Origin of the sequence: Pseudomonas sp. R62, from assembly GCF_000257605.1 — a bacterium.
Taxonomy (GTDB): domain Bacteria; phylum Pseudomonadota; class Gammaproteobacteria; order Pseudomonadales; family Pseudomonadaceae; genus Aquipseudomonas; species Aquipseudomonas atacamensis.
This window is the reverse complement of sequence record NZ_JH635998.1, coordinates 370,571-386,498: the sequence shown is the minus strand read 5'-3', so window position 1 is coordinate 386,498 and position 15,928 is coordinate 370,571. Positions and strand designations below refer to the sequence as shown.

Annotated in this window: 14 protein-coding genes; all 14 read left to right on the top strand. The window is 60.4% G+C overall.

Features of this window, described 5'->3' with window-relative positions:
• Positions 1-741: class I SAM-dependent methyltransferase (locus OQK_RS03265; RefSeq protein ID WP_038860483.1), on the top strand; the 741-nt coding region annotated here is incomplete at its 5' end.
• Positions 738-1,589 (top strand): NAD-dependent epimerase/dehydratase family protein, encoded by an 852-nt coding sequence (locus OQK_RS03260; protein ID WP_016771102.1) that lies wholly within the window; start codon positions 738-740, stop codon positions 1,587-1,589. The genes OQK_RS03265 and OQK_RS03260, both read left to right, overlap by 4 nt.
• The gene (locus OQK_RS03255; protein WP_024012091.1) at positions 1,586-2,656 is read left to right on the top strand and encodes a class I SAM-dependent methyltransferase; all 1,071 of its coding nucleotides are present in this window, start codon (positions 1,586-1,588) and stop codon (positions 2,654-2,656) included. Before OQK_RS03260 ends, OQK_RS03255 begins: the two co-directional genes overlap by 4 nt.
• Positions 2,657-2,673: 17 nt before the next feature.
• Entirely contained in the window at positions 2,674-3,411 is a 738-nt protein-coding gene (locus OQK_RS03250) for a cephalosporin hydroxylase family protein (protein ID WP_038860482.1), read from the top strand.
• 55 nt (positions 3,412-3,466) lie between these two features.
• Positions 3,467-6,379, top strand: coding sequence for a glycosyltransferase family 2 protein (locus OQK_RS03245; RefSeq protein ID WP_016771099.1), 2,913 nt, complete (start codon positions 3,467-3,469; stop codon positions 6,377-6,379).
• Positions 6,380-6,407: 28 nt separating this feature from the next.
• Entirely contained in the window at positions 6,408-7,409 is a 1,002-nt protein-coding gene (gene pseB, locus OQK_RS03240) for a UDP-N-acetylglucosamine 4,6-dehydratase (inverting) (protein ID WP_016771098.1), read from the top strand.
• On the top strand, positions 7,406-8,569 hold the full coding sequence (gene pseC / locus OQK_RS03235; protein WP_016771097.1) for a UDP-4-amino-4,6-dideoxy-N-acetyl-beta-L-altrosamine transaminase: 1,164 nt from the start codon (positions 7,406-7,408) through the stop codon (positions 8,567-8,569). Before pseB ends, pseC begins: the two co-directional genes overlap by 4 nt.
• 6 nt (positions 8,570-8,575) lie before the next feature.
• Positions 8,576-9,271: a pseudaminic acid cytidylyltransferase gene (gene pseF / locus OQK_RS03230; RefSeq protein ID WP_016771096.1), complete on the top strand. Its 696-nt coding sequence runs from the start codon at positions 8,576-8,578 to the stop codon at positions 9,269-9,271.
• Complete coding sequence (pseG, locus tag OQK_RS03225; RefSeq protein WP_016771095.1) at positions 9,268-10,773, top strand: UDP-2,4-diacetamido-2,4,6-trideoxy-beta-L-altropyranose hydrolase; 1,506 nt, start codon at positions 9,268-9,270, stop codon at positions 10,771-10,773. The genes pseF and pseG overlap by 4 nt, the downstream gene beginning before the upstream one ends.
• Entirely contained in the window at positions 10,766-11,818 is a 1,053-nt protein-coding gene (gene pseI, locus OQK_RS03220) for a pseudaminic acid synthase (protein WP_016771094.1), read from the top strand. The genes pseG and pseI overlap by 8 nt, the downstream gene beginning before the upstream one ends.
• A gap of 227 nt (positions 11,819-12,045) precedes the next feature.
• Entirely contained in the window at positions 12,046-12,972 is a 927-nt protein-coding gene (locus OQK_RS03215; RefSeq protein WP_016771093.1) for a ketoacyl-ACP synthase III, read from the top strand.
• Between the two features lie 87 nt (positions 12,973-13,059).
• Positions 13,060-14,349 carry a motility associated factor glycosyltransferase family protein gene (locus OQK_RS03210; protein WP_016771092.1) on the top strand — a complete coding sequence of 430 codons (1,290 nt, stop codon included), beginning with the start codon at positions 13,060-13,062 and terminating at the stop codon, positions 14,347-14,349.
• Positions 14,346-14,612, top strand: coding sequence for a hypothetical protein (locus OQK_RS03205; RefSeq protein ID WP_016771091.1), 267 nt, complete (start codon positions 14,346-14,348; stop codon positions 14,610-14,612). Before OQK_RS03210 ends, OQK_RS03205 begins: the two co-directional genes overlap by 4 nt.
• A 242-nt stretch (positions 14,613-14,854) precedes the next feature.
• Positions 14,855-15,715 carry a flagellin domain-containing protein gene (locus OQK_RS03200; RefSeq protein WP_016771090.1) on the top strand — a complete coding sequence of 287 codons (861 nt, stop codon included), beginning with the start codon at positions 14,855-14,857 and terminating at the stop codon, positions 15,713-15,715.
• Positions 15,716-15,928: the final 213 nt, after the last annotated feature.

Below are 15,928 nucleotides of genomic sequence, written 5' to 3'. Positions count from 1 at the left end.
GATCTGATGGCGGCCAACAACGTGCTCGCGCACGTGCCGGACATCAACGATCTCCTCGCCGGCTTCGCGACGTTGCTCAAGCCGACCGGCGTCGCCACTTTCGAGTTTCCGCAACTGCTGACGCTGATGGCTGGAGCGCAGTTCGACACGCTGTATCACGAACATTATTCCTACCTGTCGCTGACCGCCGTGCAGACCCTGTGCGAGCGCAATGGACTGGAAGTGTTCGACGTCAGCCAGTTGAGCACTCACGGCGGCTCGCTGCGCGTATTCGTGCAGCGCAAGGACGGCCAGCGCCGCACTGTTCTCCCGGCAGTTCAGCAACAACTGCAGGCCGAACTCGATGCCGGGGTGAAAACCGCCGAGTACTACGCGACCCTCGCGCCTGCTGCCGAACGCATCAAACATGACCTGCTGCGCTTCCTGTTGCAGGCCAAGGCCGACGGTAAACGTGTGGTCGGATACGGCGCGGCAGCCAAGGGCAATACCTTGCTCAATTACGCCGGGGTCAAACCAGACTTGCTCGCTTGGGTCGCGGATGCCAACCCGCACAAACAGGGCAAGTTCTTGCCGGGCAGTCGCATCCCGATTGTTGCGCCAGCGCAGATCGACATCGACAAGCCGGACTACGTGCTGGTACTGCCGTGGAACCTGCTGCACGAAGTCAGTCAGCAACTGGCGCAGATGCGTCAGTGGGACGGGCGCTTCGTCATCGCCGTGCCTGAGTTGAAAGTGCTGTGAAAGTTCTGGTCACTGGCGCCACGGGCTTTGTCGGTCGGCATCTGGTTGCTGCATTACTTGAACGCGGCTGCGAAGTTCGCGCGGTGGGGCGCAACGCAGAAAAGGCGCAGGGCATGCCATGGATCAACCACGTCGAATTCGTCGCGGCAGACATTCACGCTGCCGACCTGAATGTCGTCGCGCTGACCGAAGGCATCGACGCGCTGGCGCATCTGGCCTGGCCGGGGTTGCCGAACTATCGGGCGCTGTTTCATTTCGAGCACAACCTGATGGCCGATTACCGCTTTATCAAAAGCGCGGTAGAGGCGGGCGTGTCGCAGGTGCTGGTGACCGGCACTTGCTTCGAATACGGCATGCAGAGCGGTCCGCTCAGCGAATCAACCGAGCCACGGCCGAGCAATCCCTACGGTCTGGCCAAACATACGCTGCACCTGTTTCTGCAGAATTTGCAGCAGGAGCAACCGTTCACCCTGCAATGGGCGCGCTTGTTCTATTTGCACGGCGAAGGGCAGAACCCCAACAGCCTGTTGGCTGCGCTGGACCGGGCAATCGATGCCGGCGAGGCGTCGTTCAACATGTCGGCCGGTGAGCAGTTGCGCGATTTCCTAGCAATTGAAACCGCCGCGAGTCACCTCGCCGCGATCCTCCATCAGCGCGATTTCGATGGCGTGGTCAACTGCGCCAGCGGCCATCCGGTGTCGGTGCGTGCGCTGGTCGAACAGCGCTTGCATGAGCGTGGCGCAACACTGGCTCTGAACCTCGGCCATTACCCGTATCCGACCCACGAACCGCTGGCGTTCTGGGCCGTCACCGAGTGCTTGCAACAGTTATTGGGAGAGTCGCCATGAGGCACGAGTTGTACCGGGCCACCGGCCTGCCGGTGTTGCAGAACCGCACTTTCGCCGATGCCGAATCGGCGCGTGCCTCGGCCAGCGCCGACATGCTGCTGGTTCAGGACGAGCGCAGCGGTCTGGTCTTCAACGCCGCGTTCGATGCCGACAAGCTCAGTTATGACGCCGACTATCAGAACGAGCAGGCGCACTCCGGCCAGTTCCAGCAACACCTGCGCGATGTCGAAGGCATCATCGGCAAGCACTTCAAGGGCCAGGAACTGATCGAAGTCGGCTGCGGCAAGGGCTACTTTCTCGAGTTACTTAAAGGCCTGGGCTATTCGATCACCGGCATCGACCCTGCTTATGAAGGCGAAAACCCCGAGGTGATCAAGGCGCCGTTCACGCGCGGCCTCGGCCTGGCGGCAGACGCCATTGTGCTGCGTCATGTGCTGGAGCACATCGAAGACCCGGTGAGCTTTCTGGCCGTGATCGCCGAGGCCAATCAGGGCGGGCAGATCTACATCGAAGTGCCGTGCCTGGACTGGATCCTCGAGCACAAGGCCTGGTTCGACCTGTTCTACGAACACGTCAATTATTTCCGTCTCGATGACCTGCGCCGGATGTTCGGCACGGTGCACGAGGCCGGGCATCTGTTCGGCGGCCAATATCTGTACATCGTCGCTGATCTGTCGACGTTGCGCCTGATACCCGAACAACCGGTGCCGCGCCTGACTCTGCCTGAAGATTTCAGCGCCAGTCTCGACCGCGCTGTGCAGATCATCCGCTCGGCGCCTGCGCAGGGTTCGGCGATCTGGGGTGCCTCGTCCAAAGGCGTGATCTATTCGCTGTACCTGCAACGCGCCGGCGTTGCGGTCGATCGCGTAGTCGATATCAACCCGGCCAAGCAGGGGCGTTATCTGCCGCTGAGCGGCGCGCGCGTGTCCTCGCCGCAAGAGGCCATGGATGCGCTGCCGGAAGGCGCGCACCTGTTTGTGATGAATTCCAATTACCTCGAAGAGATCAAGCGGATGACCGGTGGACGCTACGTCTATCACGCCGTCGACAGCGCTTCGTTTCAGTGACCCTTGAGATGACCAACATGACCGACAACAGCATCAACCAAGCCTTCGAAGCCGAGTGCCGCGAGCAGATCGCCCAGCAAGGTGACGACCCCAAACTGACCGGCCTGGCCCGCGATTTCTTCAACGAATCGGCCAAGCACAAATACAGCTACCACTTCTCGTGGATGGGCCGCCCGATCATCCAGCTGCCGCAAGACATGATGGCCATGCAGGAGATCATCTGGCAGGTCAAGCCGGACCTGGTTATCGAGTGCGGCATTGCCCACGGCGGTTCGATCATCTACTACGCCTCGCTGCTCGAGCTGCAAGGCCACGGCGAAGTGCTCGGCATCGACCTCGACATTCGTCCGCACAACCGTGAAGCCATCGAAAGCCATCCGATGGCCAAGCGCATCAAAATGATCGAAGGTTCGAGCATTGACCCGGCCATTGCCGCTCAGGTGCAGGCCGCCGCCAAAGGCAAGAAAGTCATTCTGGTCCTCGACTCCAACCACACCCACGATCACGTGCTCGAAGAGCTGCGCCTCTACGCGCCGCTGGTGTCGGTCGACAGCTATTGCGTGGTCATGGACACCGTGGTTGAAGACATGCCGGCCGATTTCTTCCCGGATCGTCCATGGGGCCCGGGCGACAACCCGAAAACCGCCGTGTGGAAGTACCTGGAAGAGAACCAGGACTTCGAAATCGACCAGCAATTGCAGAACAAACTGCTGATCACCGTGGCGCCGGACGGCTACCTGCGTCGCGTTCGTTAATTCGCAACATTTACCCAGAGTTGTTTCGGCGAGTCGCCGGTTGTGGAGAGAAGTTATGCAAGGCAAGTACAGTTCTGAACTGACGCTACCGCTTGATGAGCTGTTGACGGTGGTGCTGATTACCCACAACCGACCGGCGTTCCTGCGTCGGGCTGTGAAGTATTACAGCGACTTGCCCTGCAAGATCATGGTGCTCGACTCCTCGCCGGAACGTCCGGAAGGCGATTTTTCCGCCGTCGATTACCATCATGTGCCGCAATTCGCGTACTGGGGGATGCAGGCCAAACTGGCCTACGGTGTCGAGCAACTGACCACGCCGTACATGGTGCTGGCGGCCGATGACGACTTCATCCTGCATGATTCATTGGCCGAATCCGTGGGTTTCCTGCAGGCCAATCCGGATTACGGCATGTGCCACGGCTATTGCCTGATGTACCTGACGCTGGCCGGTGGCGTCAGCTACTACCGCCGCGACAAAAAAGTCCAGGAAGACTACTGCTCCGAACAGGCTCAGGAGCGGGTCATCGATTACATGAGCCAGTACATCCCGCCGTTCTATGCGGTGACCCGTACTGATCTGATGAAGACCTGGCACTCGGCATTGCCACCCGGCACCAGCTTCCAGTGGCAGGAAATCGGCCATGTCTATTTCCTGCTGGCCAGTGCCAAAGCACGGATTCTGCCGATCCCTTATGTGGTTCGGGAGATCAACTACGGTGCCTCCGAGCACAGCACCGAGGTGTATCACTCGCTGACCTACGTCGATGCCAAATCGGTGGCCGAGCGTGAAGCCTTTGCCGAGTTCCTTGCCGCGCTGCCAACCCAGATCAAAGGACTGGACGCCGAGCAGGGCAAATCGCTTGCCCTGCAAAGCTTCGAGGCAATGGTCGACAGCCTGCAATCGAATCGAGCGCTGACCGCGGAACTGATCATCCAGTCCACCTGGAATCAGGAGCTCAAGTACCCGGATCGCCGTTTCGGGCCTTTGCAGTACGTGGAAATGCCGTTCTACAACGAGGCATTTTTCGACCGCCTGGCGCAGTTCGAATTCATGCTGCACGCCATGCCGGCGGGGCGCATCCAACTTGAAGGCCTGGAGGGGGTCTGGACCCGTCAGGCGCACTTGCTGCAAGCACGCAACAACGACACGCCGGAAAGCGTTCTCGACCGTTTGTGGCAGGCTCACGATCTCAATGCGTTCAATCGCACCGTTATCAAACGGCTGGCGGCTCAGCTGACTGCGATGGGCCAAGCCGAAGAGGCGCAAGCGATGCAGGCCTGGATCGAGCGTCTCGAAGCGTTGACCGTCGATGACCATCATGCGGTCATGGACAAGATGCAGTCCGGTCGCCTGCTCAACTGGCTGGCCGCACGTGCGCCCGGCGCTCACCTCGAGGCAATCGGCCAACATCTGGCGGTGAATGGCGGCGGGCCGCAGTTCGGCATTTTTCTGCTGGATCTGGACGACGACATCGACAAGCTTCAGGTGTCTCTCGACAGCTTGCTGGAAGGGCAGTGCAAGGCCTTCCGCATTGTCGTGTTCACCACCGGCGAAGCGCCCGCCGCGACCACGGCACAGAACACCCTGCATTTTGTCCGAGTGACCGCGGGCAATCTGATCGACAAGCTCAATCAAAGCGCTCGTCAATCACCGTGTGACTGGCTGCTGTTGGCTGAAGCCGGTGATGAGTTCACTGCCAGCGGATTGTTGCGCGCCAGCCTGGAGTTGATGAACGCCGGCGATTGCCGCGCGGTATCCACCGACGAAATCCAGCGTCAGGAAAACGGTGCCCTGACCGACGTGTTCCGGCCGGGCTTCAACCTTGATCTACTGCTGAGCCTGCCAACGCTGATGGCGCGGCACTGGCTGGTACGGCGCGATGCGCTGGTTGAAATCGGCGGCTATCGCGCTGATTTCAATCAGGCACTGGAGCTCGATGTGCTGCTGCGTCTTATCGAAGAACATGGGCTCAACAGCCTGGCTCACCTCGACGAGCCGCTATTGGTCAGCCAGGCACCAGAGCTGGTCGAGAATGCTGACGAGCGCCTGGCGCTGCTGCGCCATCTGGGCAATCGCGGCTACAAGGCCAAAGTGACGTCAGCGGTTCCAGGGGTTTACCAGATCGACTATCACCACAGTGATCGGCCTCTGGTATCGATCGTTATTCCGGCGGGCAGCGATCTGGCGGTGCTGCAACGTTGCCTCGAAGGTGTGCTGCTGCGTACCCGTTACCATCACTATGAAGTGCTGATCGCCACCGCTGCGGATCAGACGGCTGAGATCAATGACTGGCTCGGCACTTACAAGCACTCCAGAGTGCAGGTGCTGCGCACTGACCGGACGTTGAGCGAAGCAGGATTGTTCAACGCGGCCAGTCGTCAGGCGCGGGGCGAGTACCTGGTGCTGCTCGCCGCCGATGCGGAAGTGGTCAATCCGAACTGGCTCGACTCTTTGCTCAACCATGCTCTGCGTCCAGAGGTTGGCGTGGTCGGGCCGAAACTGATCGACCGTGATCGCAAGATCAGCCAGGCGGGATTGATCCTGGGCCTGAACGGCGGGGTCGATTCGCCCTTCGTTGGTGAAGATCACGATGCCGACGGTTACCTGCATCGCTTGGCGGTGGAACAAAACTACTCGGCGGTATCAAGCGTGTGCCTGATGGTCCGCAAAGAGCTGTACGAGGCGCTCGGCGGTCTGGACGAAAGCACATTTGCCGAAGGCTTCAGCGATGTCGATCTGTGCCTGAGCGCCGGGCAGGCCGGTTATCTGACGGTATGGACTCCGGCGGTGCAAGTCATCCATCAGGGCGGTATGCCTGACGCCCCGCAAGCGCTGCTGGCCCTGCGCGAAAAATGGCCGGCGGCATTCGTTCAGGATCAGGCCTACAACGCGAACCTGAGCCTGAAGGGCAAAGGCTTCGTGCTCGATGACAATGCTTCACTGGACTGGGCACAGTTGCTCGCTTAAGCCTGGCGACAGGGACGGAATTGACAAAATGTTCAACGGTAAATCGATCTTCATCTCCGGCGGCACCGGCTCGTTCGGGCGCAATTTCATCCGCCGCTTGCTGGAGCAGTACCAGCCCAAGCGTGTGGTGGTGTTCTCCCGCGACGAGCTGAAACAGTACGAGATGCAGCAGACGTTCAACGCGCCGTGCATGCGTTATTTCATCGGTGATGTGCGTGATGCCGAGCGCTTGCGTCAGGCGATGCGCGGCATCGATTACGTCGTGCATGCCGCCGCGTTGAAGCAGGTGCCGGCGGCGGAGTACAACCCGACCGAATGCATCCGCACCAACGTCAACGGCGCGGAAAACATCATCGCGGCCGCCATCGATAACGGTGTGAAAAAAGTCGTCGCGCTGTCCACCGACAAGGCGGCCAGCCCGATCAATCTGTACGGCGCGACCAAGTTGCTTTCGGACAAACTGTTCGTCGCAGCCAACAATATTGCCGGCGAGCAGCAGACCCGTTTCGCCGTGGTGCGCTACGGCAACGTCGCCGGTTCGCGCGGCTCTGTAGTGCCGTTTTTCAGCAAGCTGATTGCTGACGGCGCGCAAGAATTGCCGATCACCGACGAGCGCATGACGCGGTTCTGGATCACCCTCGACCACGGCGTGCAGTTCGTCCTCGACAGCTTCGCCCGCATGCACGGCGGTGAAGTGTTCGTGCCGAAGATCCCGTCGATCCGCATCGTCGATCTGGCGCGCGGCATGGCCGAGCATCTGCCGCACAAGAACGTCGGCATTCGTCCCGGTGAGAAGCTGCACGAACTGATGGTGCCGCTGGACGATGCGCGCATGACTCTGGAGTTCGAGGATCACTACACGATTCAGCCGTCGATTCGTTTTACCAGCGTCGACGTCGATTTCGCCGTCGATAAACTCGGTGAACGTGGCCGTGCCGTGGACGAGGATTTCGAGTATCGCTCGGACACCAACCCGCATTTCCTTTCGGTGGGGCAGATCGCCGATCTGCACGCGAAGCTGTCGGTATGATTCCTTACGGTCGGCAGAGCCTCGATCAGGCGGACATCGATGCGGTGGTCGAGGTGCTGCAATCGGACTGGCTGACCCAGGGGCCGACCATCGAACGCTTCGAGCAAGCCATGGCTGAGCGCTGCCAAGCGGATTTCGGCGTGGCGGTGTGCAATGCCACAGCGGCGCTGCACATTGCTTGTCTGGCCGCTGACCTGGGACCGGGCGATCGCTTGTGGACTTCGCCAAACACCTTTCTTGCCTCGGCCAATTGCGGGCGTTATTGCGGCGCTGACGTTGATTTCGTCGACATCGATCCGCTGACCTGGAACCTGGACGCGGTGGCGCTGGCCGCGAAGCTGGAACAGACCGAGCGCGACGGCACGTTGCCCAAAGTCCTGGTCGCCGTCGCGTTCTCCGGACAGAGCTGTGACATGCGGCGCATCGCCGAACTGGCGGAGCGCTACCACTTCACCGTGATCGAAGACGCCTCGCACGCGGTGGGCGCGAGCTACGCCGGGCGCCCGGTCGGTTGTGGCGAATTTGCGGCAATGACGGTGTTCAGTTTTCACCCGGTGAAGATCATCACCAGCGCCGAGGGCGGCATGGTCCTGACCAATCGCCCGGCGCTGGCCGAACGTCTGCGACGCCTGCGCAGCCACGGCATGACCCGCGATCCCGAGCACATGACCGAGCCGAGCCACGGGGCGTGGTATTACCAGCAAGTCGAGCTGGGCTTCAACTATCGGATCACCGATCTGCAAGCGGCGCTGGGCCTGTCGCAACTGGCCAAACTGGATGAGTTTGTTGCACGTCGCCGGGAACTGGCCGCGCGTTACGATCAACTCCTCGCCTACCTGCCGCTGACCTTGCCGAGCGCGCAACCGGAGGCCGAATCGGCGTGGCACCTTTACGTGGTGCGCGTGCAGGTCGAGCGCTGCAACCTCAGTCATCGTCAGGTGTTTGAAGCTTTGCGTGCCGCCGGTATCGGCGTGAATCTGCACTATATTCCTGTGCATCTGCAGCCGTACTATCGCGAGCTGGGTTTTGCCGAGGGCGACTTTCCCGAGGCCGAGCGCTATTACGCCGAGGCGATCAGCTTGCCGCTGTTCCCTTTGCTCAGCGAAGCACAACAGGATCAGGTGGTCGAGCAACTGCGTCGGCTGCTACTGGAGGAGTAAGGCACCGTGAGCTGCGTCGCGATCATCCCCGCCCGTGGTGGCAGCAAGCGCATCCCGCGCAAGAATCTCAAACCGTTCGACGGCGTACCGATGATCGTCCGCTCGATTCGCACGGTGCTGGAGTCAGGGCTTTTCGAGACGGTCGTAGTCAGCACCGACGATGACGAAATCGCCGACGTCGCACTAGCACATGGCGCTGAAGTGCCGTTCATGCGACCGGCCGATCTGGCGGATGATTTCACCGGTACCGCTGCGGTGATCGTGCATGCCTTGCAGCAATTGCCGACGTTCGATTACGCCTGTTGCGTGTACGCTACGGCGCCGCTGTTGCAGGCGCATTATCTGCGTAAGGGGCTGGATTTGCTCAAGCAGCATCCGCACAAGTCGTTTGCCTTTTCGGTGTGCGGCTTCGGCTTCCCGGTGCAGCGCGCACTGACCCTCGACGAGGAGGGCGCCTTGATGTCGCTTTATCCGGAATATCGCACCACCCGTTCGCAGGATCTGCCCGAAGCGTTTCAGGATGCCGGGCAATTTTACTGGGGCCGCAGCGAAGCGTGGTTGCGCGGCGAGACGCTGTTCTCGCCAGCGAGTCTGCCGGTGATCCTGCCGCGTCATCTGGTCCAGGACATCGACACCCCCGAGGACTGGAAACGCGCCGAATACCTGTACGCCGCGCTCAAGGCCGGCGGAGAACTGCAATGAGAGTGCTGATCCGCGCCGACGCCTCGCCAACCATTGGCAGCGGCCACGTCGCCCGTTGCCTGACGCTGGCGCGGGTGCTGAAACAGCAGGGCAGTCACGTCGCGTTTGCCTGCCGGCGTTTGCCCGGGCATCGACTGGATGCCTTGAACGCCGAGGGCTTCGAGACCTTCGCGCTGCCCGAGCGCTATCGTGATGAAGACCCGCTGCAGGCCATCGAATCGATGTTGCCGTGGCAGTTCGATATTGATGCACTAGGCCTGCTGCTGGACGGGCAGGCACCGTTCGACTGGATCATCGTCGACCATTACGGACTCGATCATCACTGGCAAACCGCTGCCCGGCGCTGGGCGCATCGAATCGCCGCCGTGGATGATCTGGCCACGCGGCGCTACAGCGTCGATCTGCTGCTCAATCAGAACCTGTCCGGTCTTAGCGAAAACTACGCGCCGCTGCTCCCCCCAGGCTGTCGCACCTTGCTCGGCCCGCGCTACGCCATGCTGCGCGAAGAGTTCAACTGCGAAGCGATCGAGATCAAACCGAAGGCCCGGCGCGTGCTGGTGAATTTCGGCGGTTTCGACGCGGCAAGGCAGACTCACCACGCGATGCTGGCGCTGGCTGATTTCGCTGAGTTGCAGTTGGATTTCGTCGCTGGTGCCGACAACCCGGCGTGGACGCAGATGCAAGCGTTGGCCGAGACGCGACCGAACTGGCGCCTGCACAGTTTCGTCAGCGATTTCCACCAGCGCATGACTGAGGCCGACCTGTTTATCGGCGCTGGCGGTGGCACCAGTTGGGAGCGCGCGGCGTTGGGCTTGCCGACCATCTGCATCGCCGTGGCGAATAATCAGCAGGCCAACGGCGAAGTCATGGCAGCCGCCGGCGCGCATGTGTTCATGGGCGCTCGCGAGCAGGTCAGCGTCGAGCAGTTGCGTGATGCGGTCGGCTTCATCGTGAACAATCATTTTCTACGCCGCAGCCTAGCCGAGCGCTCGCGGCAACTGGTCGATGGGCGCGGTGCCGAACGCGTGGCGGCGGCGCTGGCCGGTGCGGTGCTGAAACTGCGCCCGGCGACGCTGGACGATGCGCAGTTGCTGTTCGATGGGCGCAATGCCGAAGCGGTACGGCGCTGGTCGCTGGAAACCGGCGTGATCGATTGGGCGCAGCATCTAAACTGGCTGACGGCGACCCTGCGTAACCCGCAACGGTTGCTGTTGATCGCTGAGGCGGACGACGGCCCGGTCGGGGTGCTGCGCTACGACTTGCGCGGGTTCGATGCCGAAGTGTCGATCTATCTGCTGGAGGGGCGTTTCGGCCTCGGTTGGGGCAGGGCAGTGCTCAGCCGTGGCGAAGCATTTGTCGCTGCGCACTGGCCGCAATTGACACGCATCACTGCGCGGGTCATGCCGGCCAATCAGTCCTCATTGAAAGTTTTTCGCGACGCCGGGTTCATCCAGGAAACCTGTGCGTTCAGCCGTGTTTTGAAGGATCACCCGCATGTCTAGTTTCAAGATTGGCCAGCACACCATCGGTGCCGATGCGCCGCCGTTCATCATTGCCGAAATGAGCGGCAACCATAACCAGTCCCTCGACGTCGCTCTGCAAATCGTCGAGGCAGCGGCCAAGGCCGGGGCGCATGCCTTGAAGCTGCAAACCTACACCGCCGAAACCATGACCCTGGATTTGGCTGACGGCGAATTCTTCATCAAGGATCCGGGCAGTCTGTGGGCCGGCACGTCGCTCTACGATCTCTACGAAAAAGCTCACACACCGTGGGAGTGGCACGCGCCGATTTTTGCTCGGGCCAAGGAGTTGGGGATGCTCGCGTTCTCGACGCCGTTCGATGACAGCGCGGTGGATTTTCTCGAAGGCCTCGAGGTGCCGGCGTACAAGATCGCCAGTTTCGAAAACACCGATCTGCCGTTGATCCGTCGAGTGGCAGCGACCGGCAAACCGCTGATCATCTCCACCGGCATGGCCAGCATCGCCGAACTGGATGAAACCGTGCGTGCCGCCCGCGACGCCGGGTGCAAGGATCTGGTGTTGCTCAAGTGCACCAGCACTTATCCGGCCACGCCCCTCAACAGCAATGTGCGCACGATCCCCCATCTGCGCGAGCTGTTTGGTTGCGAGGTGGGGCTGTCAGATCATTCGATGGGCGTTGGCGTGTCGGTGGCCGCAGTGGCGCTGGGAGCGACGGTGGTGGAGAAACACTTCACCCTCGACCGTTCCGCCGGTGGCGTGGACGCGAGTTTTTCCCTGGAGCCTGCAGAGCTGGCCAGTCTGGTCGTCGAAACCGAGCGTGCCTGGCAGGCTATGGGGCATGTTCAGTACGGTCCGACCGAGGCCGAGCGCAAGTCGCTGGTCTATCGCCGCTCGCTGTATGTCACCGCTGACATGGCTGCCGGTGAAGCCTTTACCGGGGACAATCTGCGCGCCATTCGCCCCGGTCTCGGTCTGCCGCCCAAGCACACCGAAGCCGTCCTCGGACGCCGTGCGCGCACCGCGATCAAGCGCGGTACGCCGCTGGATTGGTCGCTGGTCGAATAGGCCAATCTGCCATCGATTCGGCAAAATAGCGTGACCTGCGAGTCATAACGCGCATCTTCACTGTATTGTATTGACCGGGGAGATGGCGCCTGGCCCGTTTTGCGGTTCCAGTGATAGCCCTTTGCGCTTCCCGTGGCTGCCCGTTGTGGCGGCCGTCTTCTGTTTGTCGGCGCCCCTCGAATCCTTGCGAGCGGTGGTTTTGGGCTGTTTTTTATTGGGAAGCCGTAATGATTGGCATAAAAAGCATTGCGAGCTACGTTCCTGTAGCCGGCGTGGACAATTACGCACAAGGTGCAAAATTCGAGAAGGATGAAGAGTTCATCCTTGGCAAGATCGGTTCGGCGTTCCTGCCGCGCAAAGACGCTGAGCAGGAAACTTCCGATCTGTGCGTGGAAGCGGCCAATGCGCTGTTTGCCAGCAATCCTGAACTGAAGCGTGAATCGATCGACGCGTTGATTGTCGTCACCCAGAACGGTGATGAAGAAGGCCTGCCGCACACAGCGGCAATCGTCCAGGACAAGCTCGGCCTGCCGACCAATGTCGCAGCGTTCGATATCTCTTTGGGCTGCTCCGGTTACGTCTACGGCATCTACGCGATCAAGGGCTTCATGGAAGCCGCCGGCCTGAAGAACGGCCTGCTGATTACTGCTGACCCATATTCGAAAATCGTTGACCCGGAAGACCGCAACACCACCATGCTGTTTGGCGATGCCGCCACCGCTACGTGGATGGGCGAAAACCCGACCTGGGCGCTGGGCAAGGCAAAGTTCGGCACCGACGGTTCCGGCGCACCGCACTTGAAAGTCAGCAACGGCGTGTTCTTCATGAATGGTCGTCAAGTCTTCAACTTCGCTCTGCTGAAAGTCCCGGCGCACCTGCACGAGTTGCTCGACGATTCCAATCTCAAGGCCGATGACATCGACGCATTCTGCATTCACCAGGGCAGCGCGGCGATCGTCGACGCCGTGGCGCGACGCTTCGAAGGCGAACCGGAGAAGTTCATCAAGGACATGGTCGAGACCGGCAACACCGTGTCGTCGAGCATTCCGCTGCTGTTGGAAAAACACGTCCTCGACTCTGACTGGCAGCGCGTTGCGCTGAGCGGTTTTGGTGTCGGTCTGTCGTGGGGCTCGGCGATCATCTATCGTCCGTAAGCCCGAGCAAAAAGCACTGATACAAAAATAGCGTTCAAGGTTAACCTTGCACGCTATTTTTTTGCCCGAGAAGGAGCGCGAGGCGCCATGAGCGAGTTTTTCCAAGCCAATGCCGAAGTATTGCAACGGCGCTGGCCGGCGCTGTTCGAGCGACTGATGGCTGAAGACAGCGCGTGCGTGCAGGCCGAACTCGTGCAAGGACTGGGCTCGACGCTGAGCGTCGATGGCATTCAGCTCACCAGTCGCCATGATCGTCTGCATGAGGCGCAGATCCAGGCGGCGAGCCTGCCGGAAAAACCGCAACTTCACGTTTATGGCACTGGCCTGGGCGATTTGCCCGGTGTGCTGCTTGAGCGCGCAGGGCTGGAGCGTCTGTACGTGCACATTCTCAACGGCGCGCTGTTCGCACTGGTACTGCAACTGCTCGATCAGCGCCAGTGGCTGGAGGATCCTCGGGTTGAACTGTTTTACGCGGGTGATCACCCGGACTTCTTCACGCCATTCTTTGCCTTGCCCGCCGAGGTGATATTGGCCGATGACTTCAACGCGAAGATCCGCGACCGGCTGATCAATGAAGTGCACCTGACATTCAACAATCGCGATTTCGATCCGCAGTCGCCAGAAATCCAGCAACGCTTGCAGGAATGTCTGCCGGTGTTGCTTGGCGATGACGATGTCGCGCAGCTGGTCGGCAGTTGCGCTGGACGTGAAATCTACGTGATCGCCACCGGGCCGACACTGGAGCAGCATTTCGAACGTCTGGCGGCGATCCGTCAGCTTGCCGAGCGGCCGTTGTTCATCTGCGTTGATACAGCCTATCGGCCGTTGCGCGAACATGGCATCGTGCCTGATCTGGTGGTGAGTATCGATCAGCTCATCGGCTTTCGGCATCTGCCGTGCGAGACGTCTGACGGCATTACCCTGGTGTACCTGCCGATGAGCGATCCGCAAGTATTGAAGGCATGGAAGGGCAAGCGTTATGGCGGCTATTCGGCCAGCCCGATCTACAGCGACCTGCGAGAACAGTATCCACGCGGTGAGCTGCACGTCGGCGGCAGCGTGATCCATCCGGCGGTGGATCTCGCGGTGAAGATGGGCTCCGAGCGAATCACTCTGTTTGGCGCTGACTTCGCTTTCCCGATGAACAAGACCCACGCCGGTTGGGACGACGGCGATCTGGGCCCGCCGCTGGCCCAGGCGCGGCACTGGGTGCGCGATGGCCACGGTCAGCGCGTCAGCACTCAGCTGAACTTTCGCGGTTATCTGTGTGTGCTCGAGCGTTATATCGCTGCGCATCCAAAGGTCGAATTTCTCAACAGCAGCCGCGCCGGTGCATTGATTGCCGGGACCGCTTTCAATCCGGAGTTCGTGCAATGAGTGCGCTGGGTCAGTGTCAGGATCAGTGTCGTCAGTGTGCGGCGTTGTTTCGCCTTGGGCGTGACGTTGAGGCGGCACTGACGATGGTCGATGTATTCGAACAGGCCCAGCAATGTCTGGCGTCTGCCTCAGTGGATATCCAGCAGGCGTGGGCACAGGTGCTCACGCAAATGCTCGACTGTCAGGAGCGCCAGGACTGGTTGGGCCTGGCTGACTATATGGAATACGAACTGGTCGAATTGCTGGAAAGTGCCAGGCGCTGAACCGCTGCGCAGCGCTGGCCCGCGGCTTTGCGTTACAGGCGGTTTTATGACGTCATTTTTTCGCGCTGGATGTGCTGCTAAGTCTTTGTTTTCTCGGGGGTGGCGTGGTGATGGCAAAATTTTTTCAAAAAGCCCTCAAGCAACCTGCAAACCCGACGATAACTATTACGAAGGTTCTCTAGGCCATACCCGGCGGTTGCCAGGGCCGGAAGCCGCAGTACCCAACCAACGAGGAATTCGTCATGGCTTTAACAGTAAACACCAACACCACATCGTTGAACGTTCAGAAAAACCTGAACCGCGCTTCCGACGCTCTGTCCACCTCGATGCAGCGCCTGTCTTCCGGCCTGAAAATCAACAGCGCCAAAGACGACGCCGCTGGCCTGCAGATCTCCAACCGTATGTCCTCGCAGATCCGCGGTAACACCCAGGCCATCCAGAACGCCAACGACGGTATCTCCGTTGCCCAGACCGCTGAAGGCGCTCTGCAAGCTTCGACCGACATCCTGCAGCGTATGCGTGAACTGGCTGTTAAAGCTCGTAACGGTACCAACGGCACTGCTGACCAGACCGCTACCAACGCTGAATTCGCTCAGATGTCTGACGAAATCACCCGTATCTCGGCTGCTACCAACCTGAACGGCAAAAACCTGCTGGACGGTTCGGCTGGTACTGTGACCCTGCAAGTTGGCGCAAACACCGGTTCGGCTAACCACATCGACCTGGTACTGAGCTCCAAGTTCGACGCCGTCAGCCTGTCGGTAGGTAGCGGTACTGTAGTTCTGACCGGTACTTCGGGTACTGGTGCTGGTTCTGCTTCGCAGAACATCGACAACGCGATCACTGCAATCGACGCCGCTATCGCTGCAATCGGTGCAACCCGTGCCAGCCTGGGTGCTTCGCAAAACCGTCTGACCAGCACCATCTCCAACCTGCAGAACATCACTGAAAACACCACCGCTGCTCAGGGTCGTGTACAGGACACCGACTTCGCCGCAGAAACTGCTAACCTGACCAAACAGCAGACTCTGCAGCAAGCTTCGACCTCCGTACTGGCTCAAGCCAACCAACTGCCTTCCGCTGTACTGAAGCTGCTTCAGTAATCCGGAGCAAGTTTAAGCGGGGGAGTGCGCTTGTCGTGCTCTCTCGCTTTTTTACGTTAAGAGGTGATGGGCATGGACATGAGCGTAAAGCTTAACGTGTCTTATCCGGCTCCCAAGCCAGTAACGCCGGTCGCTGACAAGCCGTCAGCAACGCCTGAAGTTGCCAAGACTGAAGCGCCGGTCGCTGCCAAGAGACAGGATACGGACGACGCC

What these genes read in the sequence shown, in the direction of transcription:
- OQK_RS03255 (WP_024012091.1), top strand. Translation starts at nt 1,586, where the DNA reads ATGAGGCACGAGTTGTACCGGGCCACCGGCCTGCCGGTGTTGCAGAAC.
- OQK_RS03250 (WP_038860482.1), top strand. Translation starts at nt 2,674, where the DNA reads ATGACCGACAACAGCATCAACCAAGCCTTCGAAGCCGAGTGCCGCGAG.
- OQK_RS03245 (WP_016771099.1), top strand. Translation starts at nt 3,467, where the DNA reads ATGCAAGGCAAGTACAGTTCTGAACTGACGCTACCGCTTGATGAGCTG.
- pseB (WP_016771098.1), top strand. Translation starts at nt 6,408, where the DNA reads ATGTTCAACGGTAAATCGATCTTCATCTCCGGCGGCACCGGCTCGTTC.
- pseC (WP_016771097.1), top strand. Translation starts at nt 7,406, where the DNA reads ATGATTCCTTACGGTCGGCAGAGCCTCGATCAGGCGGACATCGATGCG.
- pseG (WP_016771095.1), top strand. Translation starts at nt 9,268, where the DNA reads ATGAGAGTGCTGATCCGCGCCGACGCCTCGCCAACCATTGGCAGCGGC.
- pseI (WP_016771094.1), top strand. Translation starts at nt 10,766, where the DNA reads ATGTCTAGTTTCAAGATTGGCCAGCACACCATCGGTGCCGATGCGCCG.
- OQK_RS03215 (WP_016771093.1), top strand. Translation starts at nt 12,046, where the DNA reads ATGATTGGCATAAAAAGCATTGCGAGCTACGTTCCTGTAGCCGGCGTG.
- OQK_RS03210 (WP_016771092.1), top strand. Translation starts at nt 13,060, where the DNA reads ATGAGCGAGTTTTTCCAAGCCAATGCCGAAGTATTGCAACGGCGCTGG.
- OQK_RS03205 (WP_016771091.1), top strand. Translation starts at nt 14,346, where the DNA reads ATGAGTGCGCTGGGTCAGTGTCAGGATCAGTGTCGTCAGTGTGCGGCG.
- OQK_RS03200 (WP_016771090.1), top strand. Translation starts at nt 14,855, where the DNA reads ATGGCTTTAACAGTAAACACCAACACCACATCGTTGAACGTTCAGAAA.